Genomic DNA, 25,936 nt, shown 5'->3' on the forward strand with positions numbered 1-25,936 from the left:
GAGATCGGGAGTGCACCTAAATCTTAGGGGCGGCTCACCGTGGGTGCGGACAGGATGCGGGATGCAGAAGCGCGTGAACGACGATCAAATGCGGGTGCGAGATGCGTAAACAACTCTGCCGTAACCGCGCTTTCAAACGACGCGGGTGGGGCGGCACGATGGAGATCGATGACACGAGGGGATGCTTCGAACAAAAGCGAACATGCGGAGTTTGTGACCAAAACAACCTCGAAGCCTGAAGCCTGAGGCGGGGCCGTTTGCCATCCGGATGCAATCATTTCCCTGAAACCTGTCCGGCCAACGGAATCGATCGTTCTCTCGCCTGGCCGGCCTTTTCTTCTAAAATTCTCTAAAAAACTTCTAAAAATCCTGTTTCCGCTGCCGGCGCCTTGCGCCAAAGGGAGCGGGTTGTTTTTCTGCCCGGCATCTGGCCGGACAGGTACTGCCAATAGTATTGCACCAAATCTGCTGCAAGTGCGGAGATGGGTGCTTCTTTGAGTCCGGGAAATTGTAACCGATTCCCGAACTAGTTCACGAACCGGCGCATGCGAATGTTCATGACAATGCCAAGCGCGAGGAAGGTGAACAGAATCGACGATCCGCCATAACTCATCAGCGGAAGGGGAATTCCCGTGACCGGCATCAGACCGACGACCATGCCTATATTGACCGCAATCTGAAAGATGATGACGGCGACAACCCCCATGACGATGAAGGTGCCGGGCAGGTCTGAAGCTGTTTGAGCGTTCTGAATCAAACGCATCAATATAAGAAAGTATAGCAGCAGCACGCCGAGCGCGCCGATGAAGCCATGCTCCTCGCAGAAGGCGGCGAAGATGAAGTCGGTGTAAGGAATCGGCAGAAAGTCGCCCTGGGTCTGCGTTCCCTTGTTGGCTCCCTTGCCCCAGATGCCGCCCGAGCCGACGGCGATCAGCGACTGGCGAATCTGGTAGCCGGAGCCGCGCGGGTCGGTGTCGGGGTTGAGGAAGGCGTTGATGCGGGCCTGCTGATATGGCTTGAGGTGCTTGCCGCTCTTCCACGCGCCTACACCCAGCAGGGTAACGACGAGCAGGATGATGGCTGCCTGCTTGAAGCGCATCCCGCCGAGGAAGAGCCCGCAGATCAGGATCGGCAGGTAGGTGAGCGACGTGCCGAGGTCGGGCTGCTTGAGCACCATGAGCATGGGAACGCAGACCATGGCGAAGGCTTTGGCGATGTCGGTCCAGGTCAATTCCCTGCCCGCGAGGCCCCAGAAGTAGCGGGCGATGGCGACGATCAGGACCAGCTTGACCCACTCGGACGGCTGGAAGTGGATGCCGCCGGGGAATTTGATCCAGCGGCGTCCGCCGAGCACCTTGGTGCCGAAGGCGAGCACGGCGATCAGCGCCACGATGCTGACGCCGTAAGCCCAGTGAACGATGTCGATAAGGCGGTGGTAGTCGATCAGCGAGATCAGGAACATGAGCACAAGGCCGGTCGCGAGGAAGCCGATCTGCTTGTGTTCGAAGCCGTGAAACTTCGTGTGCAGCGTCGCGGAATGAATTTCGAGTACGGAGATGACCGAGAGTACAAGGACAAAGCCGAGCAGGACCCAGTCGAAATCGCGGAAAGAAGAGAGGCGGCGCATGTGCTGGCTACTATCTTAGCCGTACAAATGCGCCGCCGTAATTTTGCATTGATGCTGAATAAGGTTACTGGTGCGCCGCTGCCTTGGCGCGCCACTTCTCGGTGAGCGATTTGTCGGCCAGCGCCTTGATGAAGACGCCGCCTACGACGCTGCGGGCCTGGAAACCAGGCTGCTTTTTGCCGGTCTTGGTGTCGTACCAGTCGGTGAGCGGGACGCGGGATGGAGTTTCGTTGGTCCACTTGTAGATGGGATCGACGATGGCGTTGAATGCGGCAGGAGTGTCGGCGAGGGTCGCCGTCCATAGCTCCCAATCGAGCTTGGTGTAGTCGGCGCGAACGTCGAGAGGCAGACCGTAGAGATTGATCTTGGTCTGGTAGTAAGCGATCTCGGTGTCACGTACCGATTTGGGAAAGAGGTTGTAGCCGAGCAGGTCGTCCCATACGAGGTTGTACTTCTGGCTCCAGGTGTTGGGGCTGTTGAAGGCCAGCTTGTAGTGGTCGCCTTCCTTGGCCATCGTGATCCACTTGCCTGCGTAGTCCTTGGCGGTAGCTTGATACTCGTGAGCTACAGACTCCTTCTTGAGCAGGTGCGCGAGGTCCGCGTAGGCGGCGAGACCGTCGATGGCTTTGATGGAGAGGTTCGCGTTGTGGGCTACGTGGCCGGCGAAGTCGTCGGTGGTGAGCTGATTTTCAGGATCGAGCCCGTTTGCCTTGAGGTACTCCGCCCACTTCGTGAGCTGAGGCCAATATTGCTCCGCCAGCGCAGTGTTGCCTTCGGCGCGAGTGACTGCGTCGACGAGGATAAGCAGGTTGCCGCTCTCTTCCACCGGCATCTGATCTTCTTCGGTCTTCTCTCCGCCGCCATATTCCTGTCCATTGGCCAGCGGATACTGGCCAAGGTCGTGCGGGGCGAAGGGGAACTTCCAGCGGTTGGACAGCGCCGCGTATTTCAGGACGGGCGTGATCTGGGCTTCGAGGAGTTTTGGATTGAAGAAAAGGAAGAACGGAGAGGAGGGATAGAGAACATCGACGGTGCCAACATCTCCGTTGGAGAAGTTTTCTTTGGCGAAGAGGTAGGGCGAGCCGTCAGCGTCGGCAACCAAGCCGTGCGCAGCCATCGCCTGACGATAGGCCAGGATGGCGATGGCAGTGTAGTGTTCGCCTCCGGCTTTGGTGAGATCGGCGGTCAGCTCTTTGTCGAGCGCGGTGCCGCGAGCTTCGAGCGAGGCGTACTGCTGTTCGGCCTCGTCGAGCATCTGCGAGACCGGCTCGTTGTTGCGCTGCCAGTAGGGACGAAGATTGCGCTGGAGGTACTGGATCTCGTAGTTCTGCGTGTAGGAGACAAGGAGGTGGCGGCTGACCGGCTCTGCTGCGACCTTGCCGAAGGAAAGAACAGCGTCGAGATGGGCGGCTTTGCGGTCGGCGCGCATCGGGATGTCCATGTCATCGGCTGCGGGGAGCTGTCCGGTGGTGGCGAAGTCTTGGCGGGCACGCGCGGCGATGGCGGTTGTGGCCTGCTCGTCCTTCGGAACGACCAGATGGAAGTACCCCCAGTCGATGCGGAGATCGTCGCCGGAGCGGTTAAGAACGTTCTGGTCGCGTGAGCCCACAGAGAGGACGTTGCCGGTGGCCGTCTGGTTGCGGGTGTAGACGACCTGCTCGGAGGGATCGTTGACCGCGATGATGGGATCTACATCGAGAAGAACAGCAACATCGTGCGATGCACCGTCGGTCGATTGCGCCGTCCAGGTGAGATAGGTAACCGGGCGGGAGAGAATATCGAGGTCGCTGAGGATGGTAGGCGTAAAGAAGGCGAGGTGCAGATCAACGCCCGCGCTCTTGAACTCGTAAAAGGTGTGGGTCGGCATGATGGAGCGCGCAACCTGCTCCATCGCGGGAACGTCGCGAGGATCGCGGCCCATGAAGCGGTAGGCCTTGCCGTCGATGCGCGCGAGGCCGCTGATGGGCTGCTGCGCGCCGGTCCAGTGCGTGGTGTTCGAATCGGTGAGGTTGTCGGTGTTCGACCAGATGCTGAAGTAGGGATTGTGGGTGATGAGCGGTGTAGCAGGGGCACGCTGCTGGGCGAAGACGAAGGAAGGCAGAAGGGCGAGAGCAAGGGACAACTTCAATTTCATTGGAACCTCAAAAATGTAAGCCATTACACGCACTAACCACCATACATTTCCGTAGTGAAGATTGGAAATGGTTCAAGCGAACTACTCGGCCGCTGGAGGAAGAGCCGCGGCAGAAGCCGGAGGAGTCGCCGTTTCGGGCTTTATTGCTGCGGGCACCGTTGCAACCTCGCGAACATTTCCAGCGCGCTTGCGCTGCTTGTCGACGAAGGCGTCGATCACCTGCGCGGCGAGCTTGGCGGAGTTGTTGCCCCAGTTTCCGTGCTCCCACAAGACGGCGACGACGATGTCGGGATTGCGCCGGGGGGCCATGCCGACGAACCAGGCGTTGGGCTCGGTCTTGTGCCCTCCGCCGGAGCGTGCAAGCGCATCGTGGCTCATGACCTGCGCGGTGCCGGTCTTGCCGGCGAAGTCGATGCCGTCAAGATGCGCGGCGTAGGCGGTCCCGATCGGACTGCCAGTGACATTCGCCATGGCATCGGTGATGATCTGCCAGTTTTCCGTAGAGAGAGGAATCGTCGTCTCGCCAGAGCCGGGGAAGGTCTCGTGAACAGCCTCAAGGTCCTGCGAGGAGACTTCGTCGGGAAAGACGACGTGGGGGCGATGGAAGACTCCACCGGAGGCGATGCCGCCAAGGGCGCGGGCGAGCTGGACCGGGGTGACGGTAACGGCTCCCTGGCCGATGCCGACCGAGATCACCTCGCCCGCATACCAGGGCTGATGCAGGGTGTGGAGCTTCCATTGGGTCGAAGGCATGGTTCCCGCAGCCTCATCGGGCAGGTCGATGCCGGTGCGCTGGCTCAGGCCAACGGAGGTAGCGTACTTCGCGATAGTGTCGATGCCGAGGCGGGCGGCCAGCGTGTAGAAGAAGGTGTCGCAGGAGTAAGGAATGGCGTTATAGATATTGACTGAGCCGTGGTGCTTATCGCATCCATAGAAGTGACCATAGAAAGTCCCTCCGCCCTCGCAATCGACGTGCATGTTTTGGGCGACGCCTTCCTGAAGTCCGGCCAGCGACATGATGATCTTGAAGGTGCTGCCCGGGGCGAGCTGGGCCTGGATGGCCTTGTCGAGCAGCGGATGGTCGGGATTATTGAGAATCTGGTCCCAGTAGCTCTTGGTGAGACGGGCGGAGAACTGGTTTGGGTCGAAGGTAGGACGCGAGGCCAGCGCGAGCACCTCGCCGGTGTGTGGATCGAGTGCGACGATCGCCCCTATTTTTCCTTCGAGGGCCTTTTCGGCAGCCATCTGCACATCGAGGTCGATGGTAAGGCGGATATCTTTGCCGGGGATGGCGAGGGTTTCGCCGAGATGGCCCAGCTCCTTGCCGTGGCTGTTCACGATGACGTCTTTATAGCCGTCGGTGCCGCGCAGGACGGAGTCGTAGGTCTCCTCTACGCCGGAGCGGCCGACGACATCGCCGGGATCGTAGAAGGCATAGCGGGGATTGTCGAGCATCTCCTCGGAGACCTCGCCGACGTAGCCGATCAGATGGGCGGCGAAGCCGTCGCGGGGATAGAGGCGGCGTTGCACGTCGAGCGTCTCCAGCTCGGGCAACTCGTTGCGGTGGGCCTCGATAAAGGCCTGCTCGTCAGGCGTGATGTCTTGCTTGAGCGGGATGGGCTGGTACTTCGGGGCAGCCTGATAGTGGCGCAGGATGGCCTGGATCTGCTCGATGGGAATATCGAGGCCGCGGGAGATGAGCGGGAGATCGAGGTTGATGTCCTTGACCTGCTCGCGCAGGAGATAGCAGGAGACGGAGGGGTAGTTATCGACGAGGAGGCGCCCTTCGCGGTCGAAGATGCGGCCCCGGGGCGCGAGAATAGGGACCTTGCGAATACGGTTGGCATCCGCGAGGGCGCGGAAATTATCTGCGCCGAGGACCTGAAGCCGCCACAGCCCGGTGATGAGGACGGCGAGGATGAGCGCGACGATATATTGCGCCGAGTGGAGCTTGCCTGCGGGAAGCTTTTCGGCTTTGCCGTGGAGACCCAGCGTCGAGTGTTCGGGATTTTGGGCTGGTTCCATGGCGGTTCGGCTTTCAGTGTACGGCTTGCAGTTTAGACGGTGAAGATGGCTTATTCAGTGCGTTTGGTGTAGTCGAGCAGGAAAAAAATGGGGATGGCGATGACCGTGTTGGCACAGGCGCGGATAAGCTCGTGCCTCCAAAGGAGATGGTAGTCGGGCAGGCCGAGAAGACGGTGGTCGATGAGAAAGAGCAGGACGCTGTTGATGATGGAAAAGGTGAAGGTGATGACGATGCGAGTGAGCGGGCTTTCCACATCGACCTGCAGCCCGATGCTTGCGGCGACATAGCCGATGGCGGATTTGGCCATTCCGTTGACGCCGATGGGTTGGTTGGTAAGCGCATCTTGGAGCAGGCCGATGACCGCTCCGGTAAGGGTTCCGGCAATAGGACTGCGGCGGCTGACGGCGAAGAAGAGGACGACGATCAGCGGCAGGTCGATCAGGGCGAAGCGAGGAATCAGCTTAGGGACGAAGGCCTGCAGAAGAATTGCCAGCAACGGCACCAGCAGCGTGACCAGCGGGGAGAAGGTGTGCTGCTCGAGTTCCTGACGGGATGTGTAGCTGCGGTTGAGCATTTTTACTGGTCTTGTGGTGTGGCCTGTGTGCTGGTTGGGGGAGTCTTGCGCGGCTTTTGCTGTCCGTCATGCGGCGCATTGTCTGGTGAAGCTGGCGTTGGTACAGCCGTATTTTGGTAGGTGCTCCTCGCCCCGGGGGTCAGATCGGCGGCCGGAGGAGTGTCGCCGGGGGTGTAGCGGTCTGGATGAAGCGTAGGAAGGGGATGCGGGATGGGTGGGGTAGCGGTGGCTGCCGGGGCTGTCGTGCCGGGAGCGGTGGGAGGAGGCGCGGGAAGGCTGGGCAGGCGGTCGGCCATGACCTCCGCGGCAGAGCGGGCTGAGGCTTCAGCGGCGGCCTCGGCGTCGGCAGTGGCTTTGGCCTTAATGGCAGCGGCAGCAGCAGCCTGGGCTTCGGCGGTGGAGGCTCCGATGGCAAGATCTTTTTGAGCGGCGGCAGGCAGCGTGGTCTGAGTCCCGGTGATGACAAGCACCTCTTCCAATTGCGAGAGGTTGGCTGCGGGCTTGATGTGGATGGCGGTGTAGGGCTGGTGATCGGGATCGGGCGCGATGGACTCGATGGTGCCGACGGGGAGACCACGGGGAAAGATCTGGTCGCCGCCAGAGGTCAGGACGGTCTCGCCGGGTTTGATCCGGGAGTCGGCGGTGAGATTGTTGATCTGGACCTGGCCGTTAGGGCTGCCGTGGAGGATGGCGAGGATGCGGGTACTGCTGAGCAGTACTCCCGCGCCGGAGGTGGGGTCGCTGATGAGAAGCACCTGCGCGGTATGGGGGAAGACGTCGCGGATCTTGCCGACGATGCCGTCGGGGGTGATGACGGCCATGTCAGTGCGAAGGTGGAAGTCCGCTCCCTTGTCGATGTAGAGGAGATGGGAGAGGTCGGTCCCGCTGGTGCCGATCACCTGGGCGGCGACGGTCGAGGCGATGTAGTGCTGCTGGAAGGAGAGCAGCGCCTGCAGGCGGTGGCCCTGGATGGCGTCTTCGGCGAAGGCGGCCTGATGGAGGCGAAGCCGGGCGATCTGCTGCTGGAGGTCCTGATTCTGCTGGCGGACGTGGCGGAGATTAATGTAGTTCGACCAGGCGCTCCGGGTGTCGAAGCCGATGAAGTGGAAGAACCGCTCAAACGGGGTGACGCCGGCGACGACCCAGTAGCGCATCAGGGTGACGTCGTGACTGTCGGGCGCGCCCGATTCGACGGGACGGCGCACCTGGATGGCAAGGCCGATGGTCTGCGCGAGCAGGACCGCCACCAGGACAAGGACGTTCTTGAAACGTGTGAAGAAAGATTCCATGCGCTGCAACTATTATGTGCGAGATGGACGGGGTTAGGGAGAGTTACGGGGTAACTCCTTTGGGTAAGAGCTGCAGTTTTGGAACAGATTGGGACTGGATCGCGTATCGTGGGGAACCCTGAACAGAAATTTCTTGAGGAGAGCTATGCTTCGTCCAATTTTTATGTTGTTTTTGCTGATCGCCGTAGCTCAATCGGGGGTGGCTCAGTCGCCGCGTGCAGCTACAAATGGCTCCGCTGCCGATGAGGGGCCAACCTATACGGCGGACGGACAATTGAAGATGCCTGAGAGGTACCGCGAGTGGATTTTCCTTTCCTCCGGGGTGGACATGAGCTATAGTCCCGGTGCTGCAATGGCAGGCCACTCGATCTTCGACAATGTCTTTGTAAACCCGGCGTCCTACCGTGCATTTCAGAAGACTGGGACGTGGCCGGACAGGACGACGCTGGTGCTGGAGAGGCGCGCGGCCACGGGGGCAAGTTCGATCAACAAAAACGGACATACGCAATCACCCGAGATTGTGGGGATGGAGCTGCATGTGAAGGATGCACGTCTGGAGGGCGGGTGGGGCTTCTACGATTTCACCGGCTCCGGCAGTGCAAAGCTGATTAAGCGACCCGCAGATTGCTATCAATGCCACGAAGGGCACGGAGCGGTGGATACGTCCTTTGTGCAGTTCTATCCGACGCTTCTAGGAGTCGCAAAGGCAAAAGGAACGCTGAGTCCGGCTTATTTGCGGGAGATCGTCGTGCCGGGAGCCGCCGGCGGCAAGTAAATCGTCTTATGCTGGTGTCAATAACGCCAGCTTTTGGTGTCGGCTCCGGGCGGGGCGGTCTTTAACATGTGCTCGACCATCTGCGGGATGACGCGCTGCGCCCAGGTGTCGCGATTCTCCTCCATGGTGTACTCCGTGGGGCCTCCGGTGTAGCAGTGAGGCATGCCTGGGCCATATTGAAAGGTCGCGTCGGAGTGGGGGTTGCGGGTGTCGTCGAGCGTGGACTGCAACAGGTGAACGGCGTTGTTGAGGAAGTACGTGTCGCCATCACCTACGGCGAGGTGGAGCTTGCCTTCGAGCTTGGGGCCCAGCGTTGGCCAGTCGCGCTGCATGATGGCGGTGAGGTCGTAGTGATCGTGCCAGTAGGCCACGGTGGACTTGTCGATGGTGCCGGTGAGGGGGTCGATGACGTCTTTGGGGTAGCCATCGGAGCCTGCGGGCGAGAAGACGGCCTGCCAGATGCCCCACTGGTCGGTGGAGCGGCCGTGAGTGCCGAGGACGTACTCGTAGCGGTAACTGCCTCCGGTGTCGGCAATGATGGAGCCGTCAGGCTTGCGGTCGGAGGCAATGGGCATCTCGCCGAAGTCGCCGCGGCGGACAAAGGCGTTGCTGTCGTTATAGAGATCTACATTCTGATAGGCGTGGAAGTTAACCGGATCGGGGCAGGCGGTGTAGGTGCCGTTGTACATGTCGGGGTAGAAGACCTGGGTAGCAAGCGACTCCCACCCTCCGGTGCTGCCGCCGAAGGTAGCGCGGGCCCAGCCCTGGCCGATTCCGCGATATTTTTGCTCGATGGCGGGGATTAACTCTTCGTTGATCGCGGAGCCGTAAGGGCCTACGTTGGCGGAGTCTACATTGTAGGAGTCGTCGTAGTAAGGGTTGGCGCTTTGGACGTAGATAAGGATGACGCGGGGGAGACGTCCAGCGGTCCAGTCCTGAAAGAACCTGTAGCCAGCCGCATTGCGAAAATTAGCATGTCCTGCGGTGGCCGCTGGAGAGGTAGTGACGAAGGGGACGGGAGCGGCAAAGCCAGCGTGGAAGTGGTCCTGATAGACGATGAGGGGGTAGTGGGCGTCGGGGTGGGAGTCGAATCCGTCGGGTAAAAGCACCCATGCGCCGAGGTACATGTCGCGGCCCCAAAACTTGCCTAGCTTTTCGCTGCGGAAATGAACGTACTTGAGCCACTTTGCGCCGGGCTCTTTGGCAGCGATGACTTCGGGATCTTTGTCCGTGCCTGCGATGGGCAGGATGACTTTATCGAGGGTGAGCTTGAGGGTGGCGTTCGACTTCGGGTCGATATGTAGCTTAACCGGAGTGTTGTAGGGATTGCCGGGCTTGAGGTTCCAGTGCTGCCCTTCGCCCTTGTCGGGCGGCAGCCAGAGAGTCTTACCGGAGGCGAGGTGGAACTGCTCGTAGACATTGAAGACGGCCTGAACGGTGTAGTCGCCGGGGTCGAGATCGGTGAGCGATCTTCGCGGATAGCCGATCGTCTTGTCATCGATGGTGATGGGCTTGTTGGGAGCGAGGCCCGTTACATCAACGCCGAAGCCCTGTGCGGAGGTGTAGGTCTCCTCGAGCTGCATGCGCGGCTCGGGTTCGTCTTTGCCAGCCTTCTTTGTAATGACCAGGATGAGATGGCCAGTGAGAGGTGCAGTGGCGGGGATGGTGACTTCGATGCGCTGCGCGAAGGCGGGAGAAGCGAAGAGGAGAGCGGCGGCGAGGGTCAGGACGGAGCGCATGGTTGTGCCTCGGGCGGATGATTTCGAGGGCTCAGGATAGCAGGTAGGTTCCGCGACAGTGCTAACTGTCTTAAAACCTCACTTTTCGCACTATGATTTCCGAGTTGCATAAACTGATGCAAATGGCCGATGGTGATGGGGATTAGCTAAGGCATGAATCGAAATACCTACGAACTACGAAGGGAAGCTATGACCGGGTTGGGTCCATCGTCAGGAAAGCCGGAGGATTTGTCATGGCGTCGTTCCGAACGAATCCTTTTCCGTCTTGCGTTCTGCTATATCGTTCTCTACTACACACCGCTTGTGCTTGAAATGATACCCGGGACAAGACTGCCGCTAAATTGGTATCGAAGTCTCTGGAATCTAATTGACGGAATAATCGGTATTTCTGTCTTCAACCTTAATGCACTGCAATCCCTTCCCCACCCTACGGGCAGCGGCGATACGGCGCTCGCGTACATTCATCAGGCGCTGATCGCCATTCTTGCGTTGATAGCAAGCGCGGTTTGGGCGGGATTCGATCGACACAGGCTGCACTACATTCGGCTTCATGGCTGGCTGCGGGTGTTGGCACGTTACGCACTTGCTTTCGTGCTCTTCGGCTATGCCTTCGCAAAGATTATTCCCACGCAATTCGGATATCTAGGGAGCCATCAACTGGCCGAAACTTACGGACAATCGTCACCTATGGCGCTGCTCTGGAATTTTATGGCGTTCTCAACGCCCTATACGGTCTTCAGTGGCTGCGCGGAGCTTCTGCCCGCCGTCTTGCTCCTTTTTCGGCGGACGGCATTGCTGGGGTCGCTGATAGCGTTTGCTGTTCTGCTTAATGTCGTCGCGTTGAATTTCTGCTACGACGTCCCGGTAAAACTCTACTCACTCAATCTGCTTCTACTCTCTGTATTCCTGATATTGCCTGAAACTCGAAGGCTACTTGGCATCTTTCTTTTGAACCTTCCTGCTCCTCCTTCAGACCTCCGCGAACCGTTCTTCAGGAGTGATCGAGTTCGACGTGTGGCCTTGATTTTGAAGATCATGGTTATCGCGATCTTTTTGAGTCAGACGATCTACTCGGCAGTTGGACGGTATCTTCTGAGGGACACTCCATCGCCTGCTTCTTCTCTCACAACAAAAGGATTCCATTGGGTTCAGGAGTACCCGTACAACAAGTAATCGTGCTGTGTAAACTACTTCTCTCGTAATCCGAATTTGTGTGACTCGACTATTTCGGTTGGAAGAGGAGCGGGGCGAAGTGGGTAAGGTTGTCGCGCCAGACCAGCCAGGTGTGCAGGCCCGGCGTCTCGATCTCGGTGACCGGCATGTCTTTAGTCTTGAGCCACGCGCTAAATCTGCGATTGGCCTTGATGAGCGAGTCTTCCGTCCCACAGGCAATCCACAGCAGGCGCAGGTCCGCTGTCTTTGGGTTGAGCGAGGCAAGCTGCGTCTGGTAATCGAGGTTGTGGTCTGCGGCGCTGAAGCCGCCCACCCATGCAAACATGTCGGGATGGCTGAGGCCGATGCTGAGAGATTCGAGGCCGCCCATGGAGAGGCCGGTGATGGCGCGGTCCTCACGCTTGTTCGAGACGTTGTATTCGGATTCGACGCGGGGAAGGACCTCGGTGAGCAGCGTCTGGGTGAAAAGAGCGGTGTTATGCGCGACCACCGCAGGGTCCTGCCAGACACCGAAGCCGCTATAGACGAAGGAGGTATCGCCGTAGCCGAACGGCATGACGACAATCATGGGCTTGATCTTGCCTTGGGCAAGGAGGTTGTCGAAGATGTAGTTCGCCTTGCCTACAGCCGACCAGCCAACCGCGCCATCGGACCAGCCGTGGAGGAGATAAAGCACGGGGTACGGGGTCTTGGCCTTCGCATCATAGCCGGGCGGGGTGTAGACGTAATAATCGCTCTGGTTGCCGGGAAGGCCGACTACGGTAGATGTGGTGTAGACGTGGTGGTGCAGCGTGCCGTGAGGGACCGCAGTGTCGTCCCATGGTTCGGGAGCATCGCCGGGAACGGTAAGCAGATTCGAAAGATTCACCAGGTTGGGCGTGATGGTGACGTTGGAGAGGTCGAGGCGAGGCTGGCCGTCCACCTCGAAGTGGTAGCCGTAGATCTCCGGTGCCAAAGGCTTGGTCGTGAGCGTCCAGATTCCCTTGCCGTCCTTGGTCATGGGCGTGGGCTTGGCGGCGCCTTCGAGACCTAGCAGAACAGTGGTGGCTCCGTCGTCCTTGTAACGGAAGGTGACGGTGTGATCGGGCTGGATCTCAGTGGCAGGTGTAAAGGCGGGAACCTGAGCGGCAAGGAGGGCGGTCGCAGACAGGGTGATCAGGAGAGCAAAGGCTTGAGTGGCTTTCAATGCGCGTGCCAGAGAATAATTCGTCATGCGCGTCAGTGTAGCTGAGATTGATGTTTTGACAAGGATCGATTTGCAGACGGGCGGATTGCGGCGGACAGCGCATAATTGAGTCATGCCCTTCCGTTCTGGTTTCGTCTCCATCATTGGCCGGCCTAATGCCGGCAAATCCACTTTACTGAATGCCCTGCTTGGTCAGAAGCTCGCCATTGTGACCCATAAGCCGCAGACGACGCGGACGCGGATTCATGGCGTGCTCGAGGTTCCGCTGAAGAAGAAGGCCAAGGGTGAGCCGGGGCATCCGGCGGCGCAGGTGGTGCTGGTGGATACGCCGGGGGTGCATAAGCCGGAGACGCAGCTCGATAAACGCATGATGCAGGAGGTGCATGATGCGCTGGAGTCGCGCGATGCCGTGCTTTTCATTGTGGACGTGACGCACCGGCTGGCGAAGACTGCTTCGGGGAAGACGACCGGGCGGATGGCGATGAGCGCCGCCGAGGATGACTTTGCGCTGTCGCTGGTGAAGAAGCTGGAGTGCCCGGTGATCCTTGTGCTGAACAAGATCGATGCGGTGAAGAAGGAAGAGCTGCTGCCGCTGATCGCGCACTGGAGCTCTCTGCATGACTTCGCCGAAGTGGTGCTGATTTCAGCAAGGAAGAAGGAAGGGCTGGAGCTGCTGCTGGAGAAGATTGTCGGGCAGTTGAAGGAGGGGCAGCGGTACTTCCCGAAGCACCAGTTGACCGATCAGCCGGAGAGATTTCTAGTTGCAGAGCTGATTCGCGAGAAGATTCTGATGCTGACGGGAGAGGAAGTTCCCTATGCGACCGCCGTGGTGATTGAGCGGTATGAGGAACCGGCCTCGCTGAAGAAGATGAAGGACGGCAAGCTGCCGGTGACGAAGATCGCCGCGGCAATTTTCTGCGAGCGGACGGGGCAGAAGGCCATCCTGATCGGCAAGCAAGGCGAGATGCTCAAGCGGATCGGCACAACGGCGCGCAAGGATATCGAAGGGCTGCTCGGAACGCGGGTATTTCTGGAGCTGTTCGTGAAGGTGCAGGAGGAGTGGCGCAGCTCGCGTGGTTTTGTGGAAGACCTCGACTGGCGGCGGCAGTTGGAAGAGATTGCCGAAAAGCAGATGGGCGAGGAGAAAGCGTAAGGAATCTCTTTACACAGAGCGGCGGATGAGCCGGGAAGATTCCTTCTGATTCTTTTCTCTACGCGATTTTCCTAGCAGGAATGGGCAGGTGATCCGTCTCTATCTTCGTCAGGTCCAATCGCTGCGACGCATGTTGAATATCGATTCCGACGACCTGACCGGCGTCATCGTAATCGATGACGAGTCCATCGGCGATCTCCTGTGAATCAGCACTTACTGATGCAGCCAGATCGATGTACAGCGAGTCAGTGTCTTCGTAGTAATGAAGCTTCATCTTTTCCTCCGTGCAAAACCGCTATCGGGAAACGCATTGTGAACTGTTTCGCCATCTTCGAGAGTAACAACTCGAAGCGCCTTGCCGTTCAACTCTTCAATGTATCCCCAGAAGCGAATGCGCCCATCCTGTTGTGTCTCGCGTGCAACGTAGTCGGCGAGTACCGCAATGCACCAATCCGATTTCAGATAAACCCGCTTGCGGAGCACTTGTTCGCGGAAATATGCTGTTGTCTTCATCTGGTCGTTGCCAGCATGGTTACCCTCTGAGGACATGATAGCTCGTTCTATTCGCAGATTGACTTACTTAGCGGACAATGTCGCCCTCACTCCTTGACGCTGACACCGAGGGTCTTCATCTTGCGGTAGAGGTGGCTGCGCTCGAGGCCGAGCGATTCTGCGGTGCGGCTTACGTTGCCGTGGTTTTCATCGAGCTTCTTCAGGATGTAGTCGCGCTCGTAGGCCTCGCGTGCTTCGAGCAGCGAGGAGAACTCTTCGCCACGGTTGAGGCGGCCTGATTCTGTTAGCTTGCCGGGGCCTCGATAGACGAGCATGGGCAGATGCTTGCGCTCGATGCGTTGCGTTTTGGGGTTGAGGATGAGGACGCGTTCGACGAGATTGCGCAGTTCGCGCACGTTGCCGGGCCAGTGGTATTGGCGAAGCGCGGTGAGGGCGTCTTCGGTCATCTCGACGTGAGGTCGGCCATATTGCTGGCCGAACTCCTGTAGAAATTCTTTGACGAGCAAGGGAATGTCTTCTTTGCGATCGCGCAGCGGCGGCACGAAGAACGGAATGACGTTGAGGCGGTAGAAGAGGTCTTCGCGGAAGTTGCCGCGGGCTATCTCTTCTTCGAGATCTTTGTTGGTTGCGGCGATGACGCGGACATCGACGTGGATAGGATGTGAGGCTCCGACGGGGAGGAACCGCTGCTCGTCGAGAGCGCGGAGCACCTTGGCCTGCGTCTTGAGGCTCATGTCGCCTACTTCGTCGAGGAAGAGAGTTCCTCCGTCGGCGCGCTCGAAGGTGCCCTTCTTTTCCTGTGGGCCGCTGGTTCCGGCGGGTACGGCTCCGTGACGGTAGCCGAAGAGCTCGCTTTCGATGTAGTCCTCGGGGATGGCGGCGCAGTTGAGCTCGACGAAGGGACGCTCTTTGCGTAGGCTTTCGGCGTGCATGGCGCGGCCGATGAGCTCTTTGCCGGTGCCGGATTCGCCGAAGATGAGAACGCGGCCGTTGGTGGGAGCCATCAGCTTGATCTGCTGGCGCAGCGCCTTCATGGGAACGCTCTGGCCGGTGACAGTTCCCTTCACCGCGAGTTGGCGCGAGAACTCTTCGTTGTCCTCGCGCATCTGGCGCGCCTTCATCGCGTTCTTCAGGACGATGAGGGTGCGGTCGAGCGAGAGCGGCTTTTCGAGGAAGTCGTAGGCGCCGAGTTTTGTGGCGCGCACAGCCGCCTCAATCGTCCCGTGGCCGCTGATGATGACGACCTCGGGAACGTTGGCGCGATCGAGCGTGCGAATCTCGGCGAGGGTTTCGAGACCGTCGCGATCAGGCAGCCAGATGTCGAGCAGAACGACATCGTAAGCCGCGTCGCGTAGCAGTTCGAGCGCCTCGCCCGCGGTGGCGCTGGTGGTGACCAGGTAGCCCTCTTCGCGCAGGATGCTCTGAAGCGATTCGCGGATCTCGGCTTCGTCATCGACGATAAGGACGTGGTTCAAGCAGGGCCTCCGTGGCCGTTGGCGGTGGTGCTGGGGAGTTCTAATTCGCTGTCGGCGCTGACTGCTGCTCTCAGTTCGATGGTGAATTTCGCCCCGGCGGGAAAATTCTTTTCGGCGCGAATGGTTCCCTGGTGCTCCTGAATGATCTTGGCGGCGATGGCGAGGCCGAGGCCGGTGCCGCGCTGCTTGGTGGAGAAGTAAGGGAGGAAGAGGCGCTCGCGCATGTCGTCGGTGAGGCCGGTGCCGGTGTCGGCGATGGAGAGCTCGACCATGCCGTTTTCAAGCTGCCCGGTGCAGATGCGGAGTTCGCGGAGCAGGCTCTGCTGCATAGCCTCGGCGGCGTTGTCGATGAGGTTGCCGAGGGCGCGCTTGAGCGCTTCGGGATCGGCCATCACGAGCGGCAGGCCGGAGGGCATCTTTTTTACGATGGTGATGTTCTGCATCCGCCCGGCGAAGAGGGCCAGCGCATTTTCGACGATGGTGTTGAGGTCGGCGGGACGAGGGCGCGCTGTGGGGAATTCTGCCAGCGCCGCGAACTGATCAACCAGCGACCTCATGCTTTCGACCGAGGAGCTGATGACCTCGCTGCAGCGACGGATGACGGCGGGCGATGGCGACTCGATGTTGTGGTCAGCGAGCGTCGTGGCGAGTCGGTCGATGTGGCGGTGAATCTGCTCGGCGCTCAGGCTGATGGGAGTGAGAGGATTTTTAATCTCATGGGCGACGCGGCGGGCGACCTCCTTCCACGCGGACTGCTTCTGGGCGCGAAGGAGTTCGGTCGCATTTTCGAGCACAACAACGTAGCCGCGATGTTCGCGGCTCATGCGGTCGTGCGTGCCGGGGGTTTCGAGCAGAGCGACGGTGGCGAGCAGGTTGAGGCTTCCACCGAACCTGTCGTTGCCGATGCCCGCGATCTCCATCTCGCTTGAGGCAGAGCCCATGCGGTGGCTGCGCTTGATGAGGTGGTCGATGACATCGGCGACCTCGGGTGGGAAGACCTCTTCGATGACGCGGCCAAGGAAGGGACGCTGGCCACCGGGGTCCATCATCTCGCTGAGGGCGCGGTTGGTGAGGACGATGCGGCGGTCGGCGTCGAGCGTAGCGACGCCATTGGGGATGGTCTCGAGCATCGTCTCAAGCTCGCTGCGGCGGCCCTCGAGCGCGGCGTTGGCTGCACTGAGCTGCACCGTGGAGTGCTCGACGGCGCGGCGGCTGCCTTCAAGATCAGCGGCCATGTGGTTGAAGCTGCGAACGAGTTCACCCAGTTCTTCGGTGGCTCCTTCGTCGACGCGATGGGCATAGTCTCCGGCGGCGATGGCCTCCATCGCATCGCCCAGTGCTTCTACGGGCCGCGTGACCTGCTTGGAGATGTGAAGCGCCAGCCAACTGGAGGCGAAGAGGGCGAGGATCGTCATCATGAGCAGAAGACTCATGTAGAGATTTCGAATCTGGCGGCGCTCCCGGAAGAGCACCCAGTAGGCATCGGCCTCTCTGCGAAGATTGGCCATCGTCGCCGCCATGCCGAAGGGCATGGGCAAACCGACGACGACGGTATTGCCCCGCTGGACTGTCGTAGCTGCAAGCGCGTAATCGGTCTGGCCAAGCGAAAAAATAGGGGCGTCACTGCGCTGGGCCGCAGCGAGAATCGCGGCGTCGGTGGGGATAGTGCGCGGAGCATGTGCGGCGAGAGCAGACCCATTTTCATCCGCGGACGACTCCGGCAGCCACGGCTTTACCTCGGCGGTCGCGCCGTCTCGCTGGGGCATTTGGAAGCTGGCCACGGCGCGGCCATCGCGGTAGACGATGGCGAATCCGTTCTGCAGCGTGCCCTCATGCTGGCGCAGAATGTTGTCGATGGTCTCATGGTCTTGCCGCGACGTTGGCTTCGCTGGGGTGGCTGTCGCCTGATGCGGAGCGGGACGTGCCGTTCCCCGGCGTGGATGCCGCACCTGACGGCGAGCAGGTTGCGTGGTTGGCCTTGACTCGATAGCGGCAGCAGGAATGCTCGATGCAATGGAGTCCGCCTCAACGCGGGCGTTGGCCGTGGTGTACTGGGCAAGCGCGAGCGCCATGTGGTTGCTATCGTCGCGCATCTGCGTCACCGGCTGCGAAAACCAGCGATCGACGGCACGGTTCATCAGCAGATAGCTGAAGGCGAACATGAAGGCGATGGGCAGGAAGCTCACCAGCACCGCGCCCCAGAGCATCCGCGTGCGCAGGCGTGATCCCATGACACGGCTGCGCTGGTCCGCATAGAGCTTGAGCATGTTGCGGACCAGCAGCACAAGGATGACGACGAAGAGCAGGAACGCTACGATCGACAGTCCCGTGAACATGAAGATTTGCTCGAGGTTGACAGGGTGCGGAAGCCGCGGCGAATTAAAAGCGTTGAGCGTGATGAGCGCTACCAGCAGCACAAAGAAGCACGCACCAAGAGCGATGATCAGAAGCTTTCGCCGATTTGGGTTGGTGGGCATGGCCGTGCTCCTCACTGACCTGATTATAGGCAGCGAACGTTCTTGCTTTCTGTCTATGTCTAGTTCACCAACGTCGAGACGGGCTGCCAATCCCGCTTCTGGGCGGTCGCCACGGCGGCGTAGGTCAGAATGCCGTTATAGGTGTTGACCCCCTCCGCAATTCCCTTGTCTTCGCCGATGGCGGCCCTGGCCCCCAGGCGGGCCAGTTTCAGCACGTAGGGAAAGGTCGCGTTGGTGAGGGCAAGGGTAGAGGTATTCGGCACCGCGGCAGGCATGTTGGTGACGCAGTAATGGACGACGCCATTGACCTCGTAGGACGGATCGCTGTGCGTGGTGGGATGAGCGGTCTCGATGCATCCGCCCTGGTCGATGGCTACATCGACAATGACCGCGCCCTTCTTCATCTTTTCGACCATGGCGCGGGTGACGATCTTGGGCGCTGCCGCACCGGGAATGAGGACCCCGCCGATGACCAGGTCGGCCTTGCAGACGGCACGCTCGATGTTGTAGCTGTTGGAGGCCACGGTGAAGACGCGGCCATTGAAGATGTCATCCAACTCGCGCAAGCGGTTCAGGTTCAGATCGATCAGCGTGACCTTTGCCCCCATGCCGAGGGCGATCTTCGCGGCGTTGGTTCCAACGATGCCGCCGCCGATGATGCAGACGTTGCCGGGAGGGACGCCGGGAACTCCGCCCAGCAGAACACCGCGTCCGCCACGCTCTTTTTCGAGATAGGCAGCGCCGACCTGGACGGACATGCGACCGGCTACTTCGCTCATGGGCGTCAACAGCGGCAGGCCGCCACTGCGGTCGCGAACGGTCTCATAAGCGATGCCCGTGACCCGGCTGGCGAGCAGGGCGTCGGTAAGCCCGATGAGCGGTGCGAGATGGAGATAGGTGAAGAGGACGAGATCTTCGCGGAAGTGCCGATATTCCTTTTCAACCGGCTCCTTGACCTTGACGACCATCTCGGCGAGCCGCCAGACGTCGTGCGCGGAGCCCACGATCTCGGCTCCGGCAGCCTGATATTCGTCGTCGGGCATCGCGGAAAGAGCGCCAGCATCATGCTCCACCAGGAGTTTATGGCCGGCCTCGACCAGGGCTTTGACGCCTGCGGGCGTTACACCGACACGGCTCTCGTGGTCCTTTACCTCTTTGGGGACGCCAATGATCATCTTTCGCCTCCACGCTCTGCTTTTGATTGTATCTACATCACATACGAGTAACCCGCCAGCCGGGTTTCTCGTACACTAGCCGGAAGGCAGCATTACCAACTCCCCATGGCCGTGACTATCGAAAAACCCGCATTCAAGGACACCACCGCATCCGTTCTTCTTGATCTGCTTCGTGGTCTCGCCGCGCTGCTTGTGCTGCTCGAACACTGGAGAAACCTGTTATTCATCGATTATCCGCAATTGACCGCACATAAGTTGATGCTCATTCTGCCCTATGCTCTAAGCTCTGCAGGTCACCAGGCGGTCGTCATCTTTTTTGTACTAAGCGGGTATTTGATCAGTGGCAGCGTCTTCCGTATGCTCGCGCGTGGGCAGTGGAGCTGGAAAGCCTATCTAACCCACCGTATCGTGCGCCTGTGGGTCGTATTGATTCCAGGCCTGTTGCTCTGCACCCTCTGGGACCACGTTGGCCTTCATTCCCATCTGGCTCCGTTACTCTACAGCGGACGGGTAGCGAATCACCTTACCGGAGACGTTCACCACACTTTATCTGTCCACGTATTTTTCGGGAATCTCTTCTTCCTTCAGTCCCTGCTTGTTCCAATCTTTGGCTCGGACAGCGCTCTCTGGTCTCTTGCCAATGAGTTCTGGTACTACCTGCTCTTCCCGCTGGGACTTGTGGCTCTGCGTCGGCAGTTTGCGTTGCCACAGCGGATTATCTCCGCAGTCCTCTTCTTAGGGATTGCCTGGTTTGTGCGTCACGGCATTCTGTTGCTTTTTCCGGTATGGCTGTTCGGAACCGTATTGGCACTTCTACCGCCGCCACGCCTGGGCAATCGCGCCCGTATTTGGGTTGCGATTTTGTACTCTCCGCTTGCATTTATCTTGGCCAAAGCACATGGAATCCCCGGCCTTTTTTCGGACTACCTCTTCGGAATCGCTACATTTGCCTTTCTCTGGGTGATGCTGTCGGCAACGGGCCGCACGGAGGAAAAAGCTGTCTTTGCTCGTGTCTCCCGATCGTTGGCACGCTCCTCTTACACGCTTTATGTTGTGCATGTTCCCTTTGTCATTCTTTTGACGGCCTTATTCTTAGGCGACCGTCGTTGGGTCCCGAACGCGCCACATATTTTAAAAGGTCTCGGAATTCTTGCGATCACGATGCTCTATGCGTATCTGGTTGCCTCTGTCACGGAATTCCAGACCGACAGCGTTCGCCGCTGGATCGAGATCAAATTGGGACTGGTAAAAAAACCAATTCGGAACAAACAGCACATAAGAGCCTAAAGCTCACAGCCTCCTGGCCGATTGCTTTAACACAGTGGATTACACTACTGATAGTCTCTTTTCAGGAAACGAACTCCGAAAATCTATGTCTTCAAACAGCTTTCAGATGCGATATTCGCGCATACACAATATGCGGTCCCTCTTCAGCCTCTTTTCGAGCGACCTGGCCATCGATCTCGGCACGGCAAATACGCTGGTGTACGCGCATGGCAAAGGCATTATCGTCAACGAGCCATCGATCATCGCGGTGAACAAGATCACCAACGAGGTCGAGGCCGTCGGCAAAGAGGCCAAGGAGATGCTGGGCCGCACGCCAGGCAACATCGTCGCCATCAAACCGATGAAGGACGGCGTCATCGCCGACTTCCGGCATACCGAGAAGATGCTGAACTACTTCATCCAGAAGGCGCATAACCGCAAGATGATGGTGCATCCGCGCATCGTCATCGGCGTCCCCAGCGAGATTACGCAGGTGGAAAAGCGCGCCGTCATGGACTCGGCCTACCGCGCCAAGGCCAGCGAAGTTCACTTGGTGGAACAGGCCATGGTCGCCGCCATCGGCGCCGGTCTTCCCATTACGGAACCGGGCGGAAATATGGTCGTCGATATCGGCGGCGGGACTACAGACATTGCGGTCATCTCACTGGCGGGCATCGTCTATTCGCGCTCTGTGCGCATGGCCGGCAACCAGATGGACGAAGCCGTGATGACCTATCTCAAGCGAAAGTACAACCTGCTGATCGGCGAGCGTACTGCCGAGCAGATCAAAATTTCGCTGGGTTCGGCATTCCCTCTGGACAAGCCGATTGAGATGGAGGTCAAAGGCCGTAACCTCATCGAGGGAGTTCCCAAGACCATCACCATCGAAGATTCCGAGATTCGCGAAGCGCTCAGCGAATCCATCTCGACCATCATCAACGCGATTCGCGTGGCCCTGGAACGGACTCCGCCCGAGTTGTCGGCAGATATCTCCGACCGCGGCATCGTCCTCACCGGCGGAGGCGCGCTCATCAAAAACCTCGACAAACGCATCCGCGAGGAGACCGGCCTTCCTGTATCCATCGCCGACGACCCGTTGTGCTCCGTCGTCCTTGGGACAGGAAAGATGCTCTCCGACTTCAAGCTGCTGCGGAAGATTTCCATCGACTAATTCGTTCTTAAAATCAAAGTGGGGCACGTCAGCGGGTGCCCCATGTCCGGCTTTTGCGGACATGGGTTTCTTCCCCGAAACCAGTAATTCGAGCTTCAGCTTTTTGTAGTCCGAACAACTAATTCGCCGCAGGTGGATGAGTCAGGCTGACGCGAATGCGGTCGATGCGCCGGTCGGTGCTGGCCAAGACTTCCAATCGCAAACCATCTTCTTCGACGACTTCGCCCGGTAGCGGAATATGCCCCGCCATCTCCGAGACCAGGCCGCCGAGTGTCGTGGACTCATAGTGCTCCGGCAAGCGTAGAGCGGTTGGATCATCTTTGGTGTCGCGCGAGGTAAACTCCTCGGAATCTGTGGACTCGATGCCCTCGGCAGGCCGCGTCGACGGCTCGAACTGGTCGGCAAAGAGGTCGCGCAGCCGCGATATCTCGAAGCTGCCCGAGACAATGTAGGAGCCGTCCGATTCGCGGATGGGCGTGTCGTCCTCCTCGGGCTCATCGTGCTCGTCGGCGATCTCGCCCACGATGGCTTCGATCAGGTCTTCGATCGTGACCAACCCTGCCACCCCACCGTATTCGTCGATAACGATGCTCATGTGCTGCTTCTCGCGCTGCATCTCACGCAGCAGCTCGGCGACCCTCTTTGTCTCCGGCACAAAGGCCGCAGGGCGCTGCAACTGGGCCACTCTGCGAGCACCGGCCTCGCTGTCTGGAATCTGCAGCAGGTCGTGCGCGAAGATGATGCCGGTAATGTTATCGAGCGAGTTGGAGTACACCGGCACCCGCGAGAAGACGTGCTTGGCAATCTCGTCGGTAAAGCGCTCAAGGCTCATGCTGCCGGGGACGGCGAAGATCTCCGGGCGCGGCGTCATCACCTCGTGCACCACCTTGTCACCGAACTCGACGACCGAGCGCACCAGTTCGCGGTCCGATTCTTCGAGGATGCCCTCTTCCTCTCCGGCTTCGAGCAGCGCCTCCATCGCCTCGGATGGATGTTCTTCTTCCTGCGCGTCCTCCGGCTCGGCCAGCGCGGCAATCGAGAGCAGCAGCCCCAGCAGCAGCGTGACCGGAAGAATGAGATAAAACAGCGCCTGCAAGAGATAACGAATGCGAGCGATCCACAGGCCGCGGGTGCGGGTAAAGAGGATTTGCGGCAACAACCGGTCGAAGATGAGGATCAGCAGGATGATCTCGAAGATCGCCAGCGCAATCTCCGACCCGCTGGGGCTGCGCGCAAGCGTTGGCCGCAGAGGCGTAGTGGTATAGAGCCGCAGCCCCATCACCAGCGCAATGGCAGCCACGCTGAGCTGGCGCAGGACGGAGGCGGACAGCGCGACCGACTCGCGCCCCAGCCGCAGCTTCGGCTCGACGAACTCTTCCCACACATCGATGTTGTCCTGATATTCGCGGGCGAGAAACTTGCCCATCTCCGAGTAGACGCGGTCCACATACGCGGCCAGCGTCAGGATCACCAGCAGCACGGCGAAGATGAGGAAGTAAAGAGGAGTCATGCTCTCCTCCCGTGGTTCACTCGCTTCTTTATTGAAGACACACGCTCGATCAGTGTGACGGGCAGACGCAGCTCGTGCCGAAGCTCGGCCTCGCGGGCGGCCATCTCGCCCTTGTCCGTCTCGTGGTCCATCCCGGAGAGGTGCAGCAACCCATGCAGCAGCAGGATGCGAACCTCATCGCGCAACGTGTGGCCAAAGGCCGCGGCCTGACGAGCAGCGGTATCGAGCGAAATTGCCAGATCGCCAGCATGGCCATAGGGATTTTCGGCTGCCGGAAAACTGAGCACATCGGTGGCCTTGTTCTTATGGCGAAAGGTCTTGTTCAGGCTGCGCAGCGTGGCATCGTCGGCCAACAGAACTTCGACTTCGCCGTGCAATCCAACTGCTTCGCGAGCGCGGTTGAAAAAACGCGTCAGGCCGGACTTCGAAAGCTCCGCAGCATCGGAATGGTCGATGTTGATCATCGGGCCTGGCTTTCCCCGGAGCGGGTGTAGACGCGGACGTAGTTGACCAGCATCTTCTGCGGAAACTTCGTGGTTGCGTCCGGATCTCCCGGCCATGCACCGCCCACGGCGACGTTCAGAATGATGAAGAACGGATGGTCGTAGACCCACGTCGTCCCTGCGGGGAGATCGGCTGGCGTGCGTTCAGCGACGAGCTTGTCGTCGAGAAAGAACTTGATGTCATTCGGCGCCCACTCCACTGCATAGAGGTGAAAGCCGATATTGACGGCCTCTCCGGCAGGCAAAGGAAACTTCGCCGAGATGCCATGCGCTCCGCTGTAGCCGGGCCCATGGAGAGTGCTGTAGCTGATGGAAGGCTCGCCGATGTTCTCGAAGATGTCGATCTCACCGCACTTCGGCCAGCCTGACGAATCGATGTCATCGCCCAGCATCCAGAAAGCGGGCCAGATGCCTTTGCCCAAAGGCAGCTTGATGCTGGCCTCGAAACGCCCGTATGTCTGCGAGAACAGGCCCTTCGTCCGAAGACGGGCCGAGGTATATTGACGGGCAACGCCATCAGTCCCAGTAAAGTTCTCTTTCCGCGCCGTAATAATCAGATCGCCATTCTTCTGCTGCACGTTTGCCAGACGGCTGGTGTAACTCTCCAGTTCGTTATTGGGGTTGTTTCCGCCTATATCGAACGACCACTTCGCACGATCGGGAGCAGATCCCTTCGCGCCATTGAACTCGTCGCTCCATGAGAGTTTCCATTGGGACGAGGGCGAAACCGGAGCGAGCGATTGCGCCACGGCAAAACCGCCGACCAGCAAAACCGCGCAGCCGAAGCAGGCATAGCTGAGAAACCGCATCAGACCGGGCTTCCACTTCGAGAGCGCGGTGGCGGGGATGGAGAGTGTACTTGGGGGTTCGATGTCGATCATCGTAGAAGGAAAATCAGCAGGGGCGGTGACAGCCCCTGCTGATGATGGTATCGCATTCGCCTTTCGGCAGCGTCTACTGAGGCTTGGCAACCGTCTTCGCGGGCGCGATGGCCGTCAGGTTGGCATCGGGTAAGGTGGTGTCGCCGATAGGCAGCGGCAGTTGCTGCTGCGCGCGGCCATAGCTGTCGTAGGCGCGAACGATGCGCTGCACAAGCTGGTGCCGCACCACATCCACGTCCTCGAAGTGGCAGAAACGAATGCCTTCCACGCCATCGAGAACGTTCAGCGCCTCCAGCAGCCCCGACTTCTTCGGATTGGGCAAGTCCGTCTGCGTCAGGTCGCCGGTAATAACGGCCTTCGAATTATTTCCCATGCGCGTGAGGAACATCTTCATCTGTTCCATGGTGGTGTTCTGCGCCTCGTCCATGATGATGAAGGCGTCGTTAAGCGTGCGGCCGCGCATAAACGCCAGCGGAGCCACCTCGATGACGTTCGTCTCCAGCATCTTATCGACCTTCATGGGATCGAGCAGATCGTAGAGCGCGTCATAGAGCGGCCGCAGGTAAGGATCGACCTTCTCCTGCAACGATCCGGGTAGAAAACCCAACCGCTCGCCAGCCTCGACCGCAGGACGCACAAGAATGATGCGGCTAACTTTCTTCGACATCAGCGCCGAAGCCGCCATAGCGACGGCAAGATACGTCTTGCCCGTACCCGCAGGCCCCACGCCAAAGACCATATCGCTCTGCTCGATGGCCTCGACGTACTTTCGCTGGTTGGGCGAACGCGGCTGCACCATGCGCTTCACCCCGGCGGAGCGCTGCTTGCCGGAATCGACCAGCGAACGCAGCGTAACCGAGGGATCGGCGACGACGAGCTTCAACATGCCGTTGAGCTCGCCGTTGGAGAGATTGACGCCTGATTTGCGGAGAGAATCAAAATCCGTAAAAATACGTTCGACCCGGTCGATACTGGCGGCGTCCCCGGTTACCTGGATGGCGTCGGAACGAAGGTCAATCGTGACATGAAGACCATCTTCGAGCAGCTTGAGGTTTTCGTCGTGGGTCCCATAGAGGGGCTCAATGCCAGGAGTGATTTCCAGGGATTTTTTCATCAATGAGGGCGCTGACCTCCGTCAGGAAATGCTTGGTTATTGGATGCTCTGGGTTTGAATTGGTTGTGGGGGCGAAAAAGGCACGCGGCACGGAGGGAGGATGTTCTGGGTACTGCGACCGGGATGGCTGAAGTTGCCAATCGTATGCCGAAGATGGGCACAGACTAGAACCGCA

Annotated in this window: 21 protein-coding genes; 5 read left to right on the top strand and 16 right to left on the bottom strand. The window is 59.5% G+C overall.

Annotated features, from left to right (window positions below; genetic code table 11):
* Positions 1 to 526: 526 nt before the first annotated feature.
* The 5 genes from rodA to mreC form a co-directional block, all read right to left on the bottom strand.
* Positions 527 to 1,627, bottom strand: coding sequence for a rod shape-determining protein RodA (rodA, locus tag GSQ81_RS05315; RefSeq protein ID WP_158909621.1), 1,101 nt, complete (start codon positions 1,625 to 1,627; stop codon positions 527 to 529).
* 64 nt (positions 1,628 to 1,691) lie between these two features.
* A complete protein-coding gene (locus tag GSQ81_RS05320) occupies positions 1,692 to 3,761 on the bottom strand; it encodes a glutaminase family protein (RefSeq protein ID WP_158909622.1) in 2,070 nt (689 codons plus the stop codon).
* 81 nt (positions 3,762 to 3,842) lie between these two features.
* Entirely contained in the window at positions 3,843 to 5,786 is a 1,944-nt protein-coding gene (mrdA, locus tag GSQ81_RS05325; RefSeq protein ID WP_158909623.1) for a penicillin-binding protein 2, read from the bottom strand.
* A gap of 50 nt (positions 5,787 to 5,836) precedes the next feature.
* On the bottom strand, positions 5,837 to 6,361 hold the full coding sequence (gene mreD / locus GSQ81_RS05330) for a rod shape-determining protein MreD (protein ID WP_158909624.1): 525 nt from the start codon (positions 6,359 to 6,361) through the stop codon (positions 5,837 to 5,839).
* Between the two features lie 2 nt (positions 6,362 to 6,363).
* Positions 6,364 to 7,650, bottom strand: coding sequence for a rod shape-determining protein MreC (gene mreC, locus GSQ81_RS05335; RefSeq protein WP_158909625.1), 1,287 nt, complete (start codon positions 7,648 to 7,650; stop codon positions 6,364 to 6,366).
* Between the two features lie 145 nt (positions 7,651 to 7,795).
* On the opposite strand from mreC, the gene GSQ81_RS05340 reads away from it, so the two are divergent.
* Positions 7,796 to 8,425, top strand: coding sequence for a cytochrome P460 family protein (locus tag GSQ81_RS05340; protein WP_158909626.1), 630 nt, complete (start codon positions 7,796 to 7,798; stop codon positions 8,423 to 8,425).
* A gap of 17 nt (positions 8,426 to 8,442) precedes the next feature.
* Here the strand turns inward: GSQ81_RS05340 and GSQ81_RS05345 are convergent, their stop codons facing one another.
* Positions 8,443 to 10,164 (bottom strand): alpha/beta hydrolase-fold protein, encoded by a 1,722-nt coding sequence (locus tag GSQ81_RS05345; RefSeq protein ID WP_158909627.1) that lies wholly within the window; start codon positions 10,162 to 10,164, stop codon positions 8,443 to 8,445.
* Positions 10,165 to 10,317: 153 nt separating this feature from the next.
* Here GSQ81_RS05345 and GSQ81_RS05350 point away from each other — a divergent pair, with 153 nt between their 5' ends.
* The gene (locus GSQ81_RS05350; RefSeq protein ID WP_158909628.1) at positions 10,318 to 11,337 is read left to right on the top strand and encodes a hypothetical protein; all 1,020 of its coding nucleotides are present in this window, start codon (positions 10,318 to 10,320) and stop codon (positions 11,335 to 11,337) included.
* Positions 11,338 to 11,386: 49 nt separating this feature from the next.
* Here the strand turns inward: GSQ81_RS05350 and GSQ81_RS05355 are convergent, their stop codons facing one another.
* Complete coding sequence (locus tag GSQ81_RS05355) at positions 11,387 to 12,550, bottom strand: esterase (protein WP_158909629.1); 1,164 nt, start codon at positions 12,548 to 12,550, stop codon at positions 11,387 to 11,389.
* Positions 12,551 to 12,635: 85 nt separating this feature from the next.
* Here GSQ81_RS05355 and era point away from each other — a divergent pair, with 85 nt between their 5' ends.
* Entirely contained in the window at positions 12,636 to 13,676 is a 1,041-nt protein-coding gene (era, locus tag GSQ81_RS05360) for a GTPase Era (protein WP_158909630.1), read from the top strand.
* 58 nt (positions 13,677 to 13,734) lie between these two features.
* On the opposite strand, the gene GSQ81_RS05365 is transcribed toward era, so the two are convergent.
* From GSQ81_RS05365 to ald, 5 genes are read right to left on the bottom strand one after another with little or no spacing between them, the layout of a single operon-like run.
* Positions 13,735 to 13,950 (bottom strand): DUF2283 domain-containing protein, encoded by a 216-nt coding sequence (locus tag GSQ81_RS05365; RefSeq protein WP_158909631.1) that lies wholly within the window; start codon positions 13,948 to 13,950, stop codon positions 13,735 to 13,737.
* Complete coding sequence (locus tag GSQ81_RS05370) at positions 13,947 to 14,225, bottom strand: hypothetical protein (protein WP_254060003.1); 279 nt, start codon at positions 14,223 to 14,225, stop codon at positions 13,947 to 13,949. The genes GSQ81_RS05365 and GSQ81_RS05370 overlap by 4 nt, the downstream gene beginning before the upstream one ends.
* Positions 14,226 to 14,275: 50 nt before the next feature.
* Positions 14,276 to 15,664 (bottom strand): sigma-54 dependent transcriptional regulator, encoded by a 1,389-nt coding sequence (locus GSQ81_RS05375; protein ID WP_158909632.1) that lies wholly within the window; start codon positions 15,662 to 15,664, stop codon positions 14,276 to 14,278.
* Positions 15,661 to 18,141, bottom strand: a complete 2,481-nt coding sequence (locus tag GSQ81_RS05380; RefSeq protein WP_158909633.1) for a PAS domain-containing sensor histidine kinase — start codon at positions 18,139 to 18,141, stop codon at positions 15,661 to 15,663. The genes GSQ81_RS05375 and GSQ81_RS05380 overlap by 4 nt, the downstream gene beginning before the upstream one ends.
* 59 nt (positions 18,142 to 18,200) lie before the next feature.
* Positions 18,201 to 19,316, bottom strand: coding sequence for an alanine dehydrogenase (gene ald, locus GSQ81_RS05385; protein WP_158909634.1), 1,116 nt, complete (start codon positions 19,314 to 19,316; stop codon positions 18,201 to 18,203).
* A gap of 105 nt (positions 19,317 to 19,421) precedes the next feature.
* Here ald and GSQ81_RS05390 point away from each other — a divergent pair, with 105 nt between their 5' ends.
* Both GSQ81_RS05390 and GSQ81_RS05395 read left to right on the top strand, forming a co-directional pair.
* Positions 19,422 to 20,603, top strand: coding sequence for an acyltransferase (locus tag GSQ81_RS05390; RefSeq protein ID WP_256369656.1), 1,182 nt, complete (start codon positions 19,422 to 19,424; stop codon positions 20,601 to 20,603).
* Between the two features lie 85 nt (positions 20,604 to 20,688).
* Positions 20,689 to 21,753: a rod shape-determining protein gene (locus GSQ81_RS05395; RefSeq protein ID WP_121471746.1), complete on the top strand. Its 1,065-nt coding sequence runs from the start codon at positions 20,689 to 20,691 to the stop codon at positions 21,751 to 21,753.
* Between the two features lie 118 nt (positions 21,754 to 21,871).
* Here GSQ81_RS05395 and GSQ81_RS05400 read toward each other — a convergent pair whose 3' ends face one another.
* From GSQ81_RS05400 to GSQ81_RS05415, 4 genes are all read right to left on the bottom strand, one after another.
* On the bottom strand, positions 21,872 to 23,263 hold the full coding sequence (locus tag GSQ81_RS05400) for a hemolysin family protein (protein WP_158909636.1): 1,392 nt from the start codon (positions 23,261 to 23,263) through the stop codon (positions 21,872 to 21,874).
* The gene (gene ybeY, locus GSQ81_RS05405; protein WP_158909637.1) at positions 23,260 to 23,727 is read right to left on the bottom strand and encodes an rRNA maturation RNase YbeY; all 468 of its coding nucleotides are present in this window, start codon (positions 23,725 to 23,727) and stop codon (positions 23,260 to 23,262) included. The genes GSQ81_RS05400 and ybeY overlap by 4 nt, the downstream gene beginning before the upstream one ends.
* Positions 23,724 to 24,647, bottom strand: coding sequence for a family 16 glycosylhydrolase (locus tag GSQ81_RS05410; protein ID WP_216846382.1), 924 nt, complete (start codon positions 24,645 to 24,647; stop codon positions 23,724 to 23,726). The genes ybeY and GSQ81_RS05410 overlap by 4 nt, the downstream gene beginning before the upstream one ends.
* A 73-nt stretch (positions 24,648 to 24,720) precedes the next feature.
* The gene (locus GSQ81_RS05415) at positions 24,721 to 25,764 is read right to left on the bottom strand and encodes a PhoH family protein (protein WP_158909638.1); all 1,044 of its coding nucleotides are present in this window, start codon (positions 25,762 to 25,764) and stop codon (positions 24,721 to 24,723) included.
* Positions 25,765 to 25,936 lie beyond the last annotated feature (172 nt).

This window comes from Granulicella sp. L56 (genome assembly GCF_009765835.1).
Taxonomy (GTDB): Bacteria; Acidobacteriota; Terriglobia; order Terriglobales; family Acidobacteriaceae; genus Edaphobacter.

Coding starts and splice junctions, on each gene's coding strand:
- mreC (WP_158909625.1), bottom strand. CDS start 7,650: ATGGAATCTTTCTTCACACGTTTCAAGAACGTCCTTGTCCTGGTGGCG.
- GSQ81_RS05365 (WP_158909631.1), bottom strand. CDS start 13,950: ATGAAGCTTCATTACTACGAAGACACTGACTCGCTGTACATCGATCTG.
- GSQ81_RS05370 (WP_254060003.1), bottom strand. CDS start 14,225: ATGTCCTCAGAGGGTAACCATGCTGGCAACGACCAGATGAAGACAACA.
- GSQ81_RS05340 (WP_158909626.1), top strand. CDS start 7,796: ATGCTTCGTCCAATTTTTATGTTGTTTTTGCTGATCGCCGTAGCTCAA.
- GSQ81_RS05410 (WP_216846382.1), bottom strand. CDS start 24,647: ATGATCGACATCGAACCCCCAAGTACACTCTCCATCCCCGCCACCGCG.
- GSQ81_RS05345 (WP_158909627.1), bottom strand. CDS start 10,164: ATGCGCTCCGTCCTGACCCTCGCCGCCGCTCTCCTCTTCGCTTCTCCC.
- GSQ81_RS05395 (WP_121471746.1), top strand. CDS start 20,689: ATGTCTTCAAACAGCTTTCAGATGCGATATTCGCGCATACACAATATG.
- ald (WP_158909634.1), bottom strand. CDS start 19,316: ATGATCATTGGCGTCCCCAAAGAGGTAAAGGACCACGAGAGCCGTGTC.
- mrdA (WP_158909623.1), bottom strand. CDS start 5,786: ATGGAACCAGCCCAAAATCCCGAACACTCGACGCTGGGTCTCCACGGC.
- GSQ81_RS05350 (WP_158909628.1), top strand. CDS start 10,318: ATGAATCGAAATACCTACGAACTACGAAGGGAAGCTATGACCGGGTTG.
- era (WP_158909630.1), top strand. CDS start 12,636: ATGCCCTTCCGTTCTGGTTTCGTCTCCATCATTGGCCGGCCTAATGCC.
- GSQ81_RS05320 (WP_158909622.1), bottom strand. CDS start 3,761: ATGAAATTGAAGTTGTCCCTTGCTCTCGCCCTTCTGCCTTCCTTCGTC.
- GSQ81_RS05400 (WP_158909636.1), bottom strand. CDS start 23,263: ATGACTCCTCTTTACTTCCTCATCTTCGCCGTGCTGCTGGTGATCCTG.
- GSQ81_RS05390 (WP_256369656.1), top strand. CDS start 19,422: ATGGCCGTGACTATCGAAAAACCCGCATTCAAGGACACCACCGCATCC.
- mreD (WP_158909624.1), bottom strand. CDS start 6,361: ATGCTCAACCGCAGCTACACATCCCGTCAGGAACTCGAGCAGCACACC.
- rodA (WP_158909621.1), bottom strand. CDS start 1,627: ATGCGCCGCCTCTCTTCTTTCCGCGATTTCGACTGGGTCCTGCTCGGC.
- GSQ81_RS05355 (WP_158909629.1), bottom strand. CDS start 12,550: ATGACGAATTATTCTCTGGCACGCGCATTGAAAGCCACTCAAGCCTTT.
- GSQ81_RS05380 (WP_158909633.1), bottom strand. CDS start 18,141: ATGCCCACCAACCCAAATCGGCGAAAGCTTCTGATCATCGCTCTTGGT.
- ybeY (WP_158909637.1), bottom strand. CDS start 23,727: ATGATCAACATCGACCATTCCGATGCTGCGGAGCTTTCGAAGTCCGGC.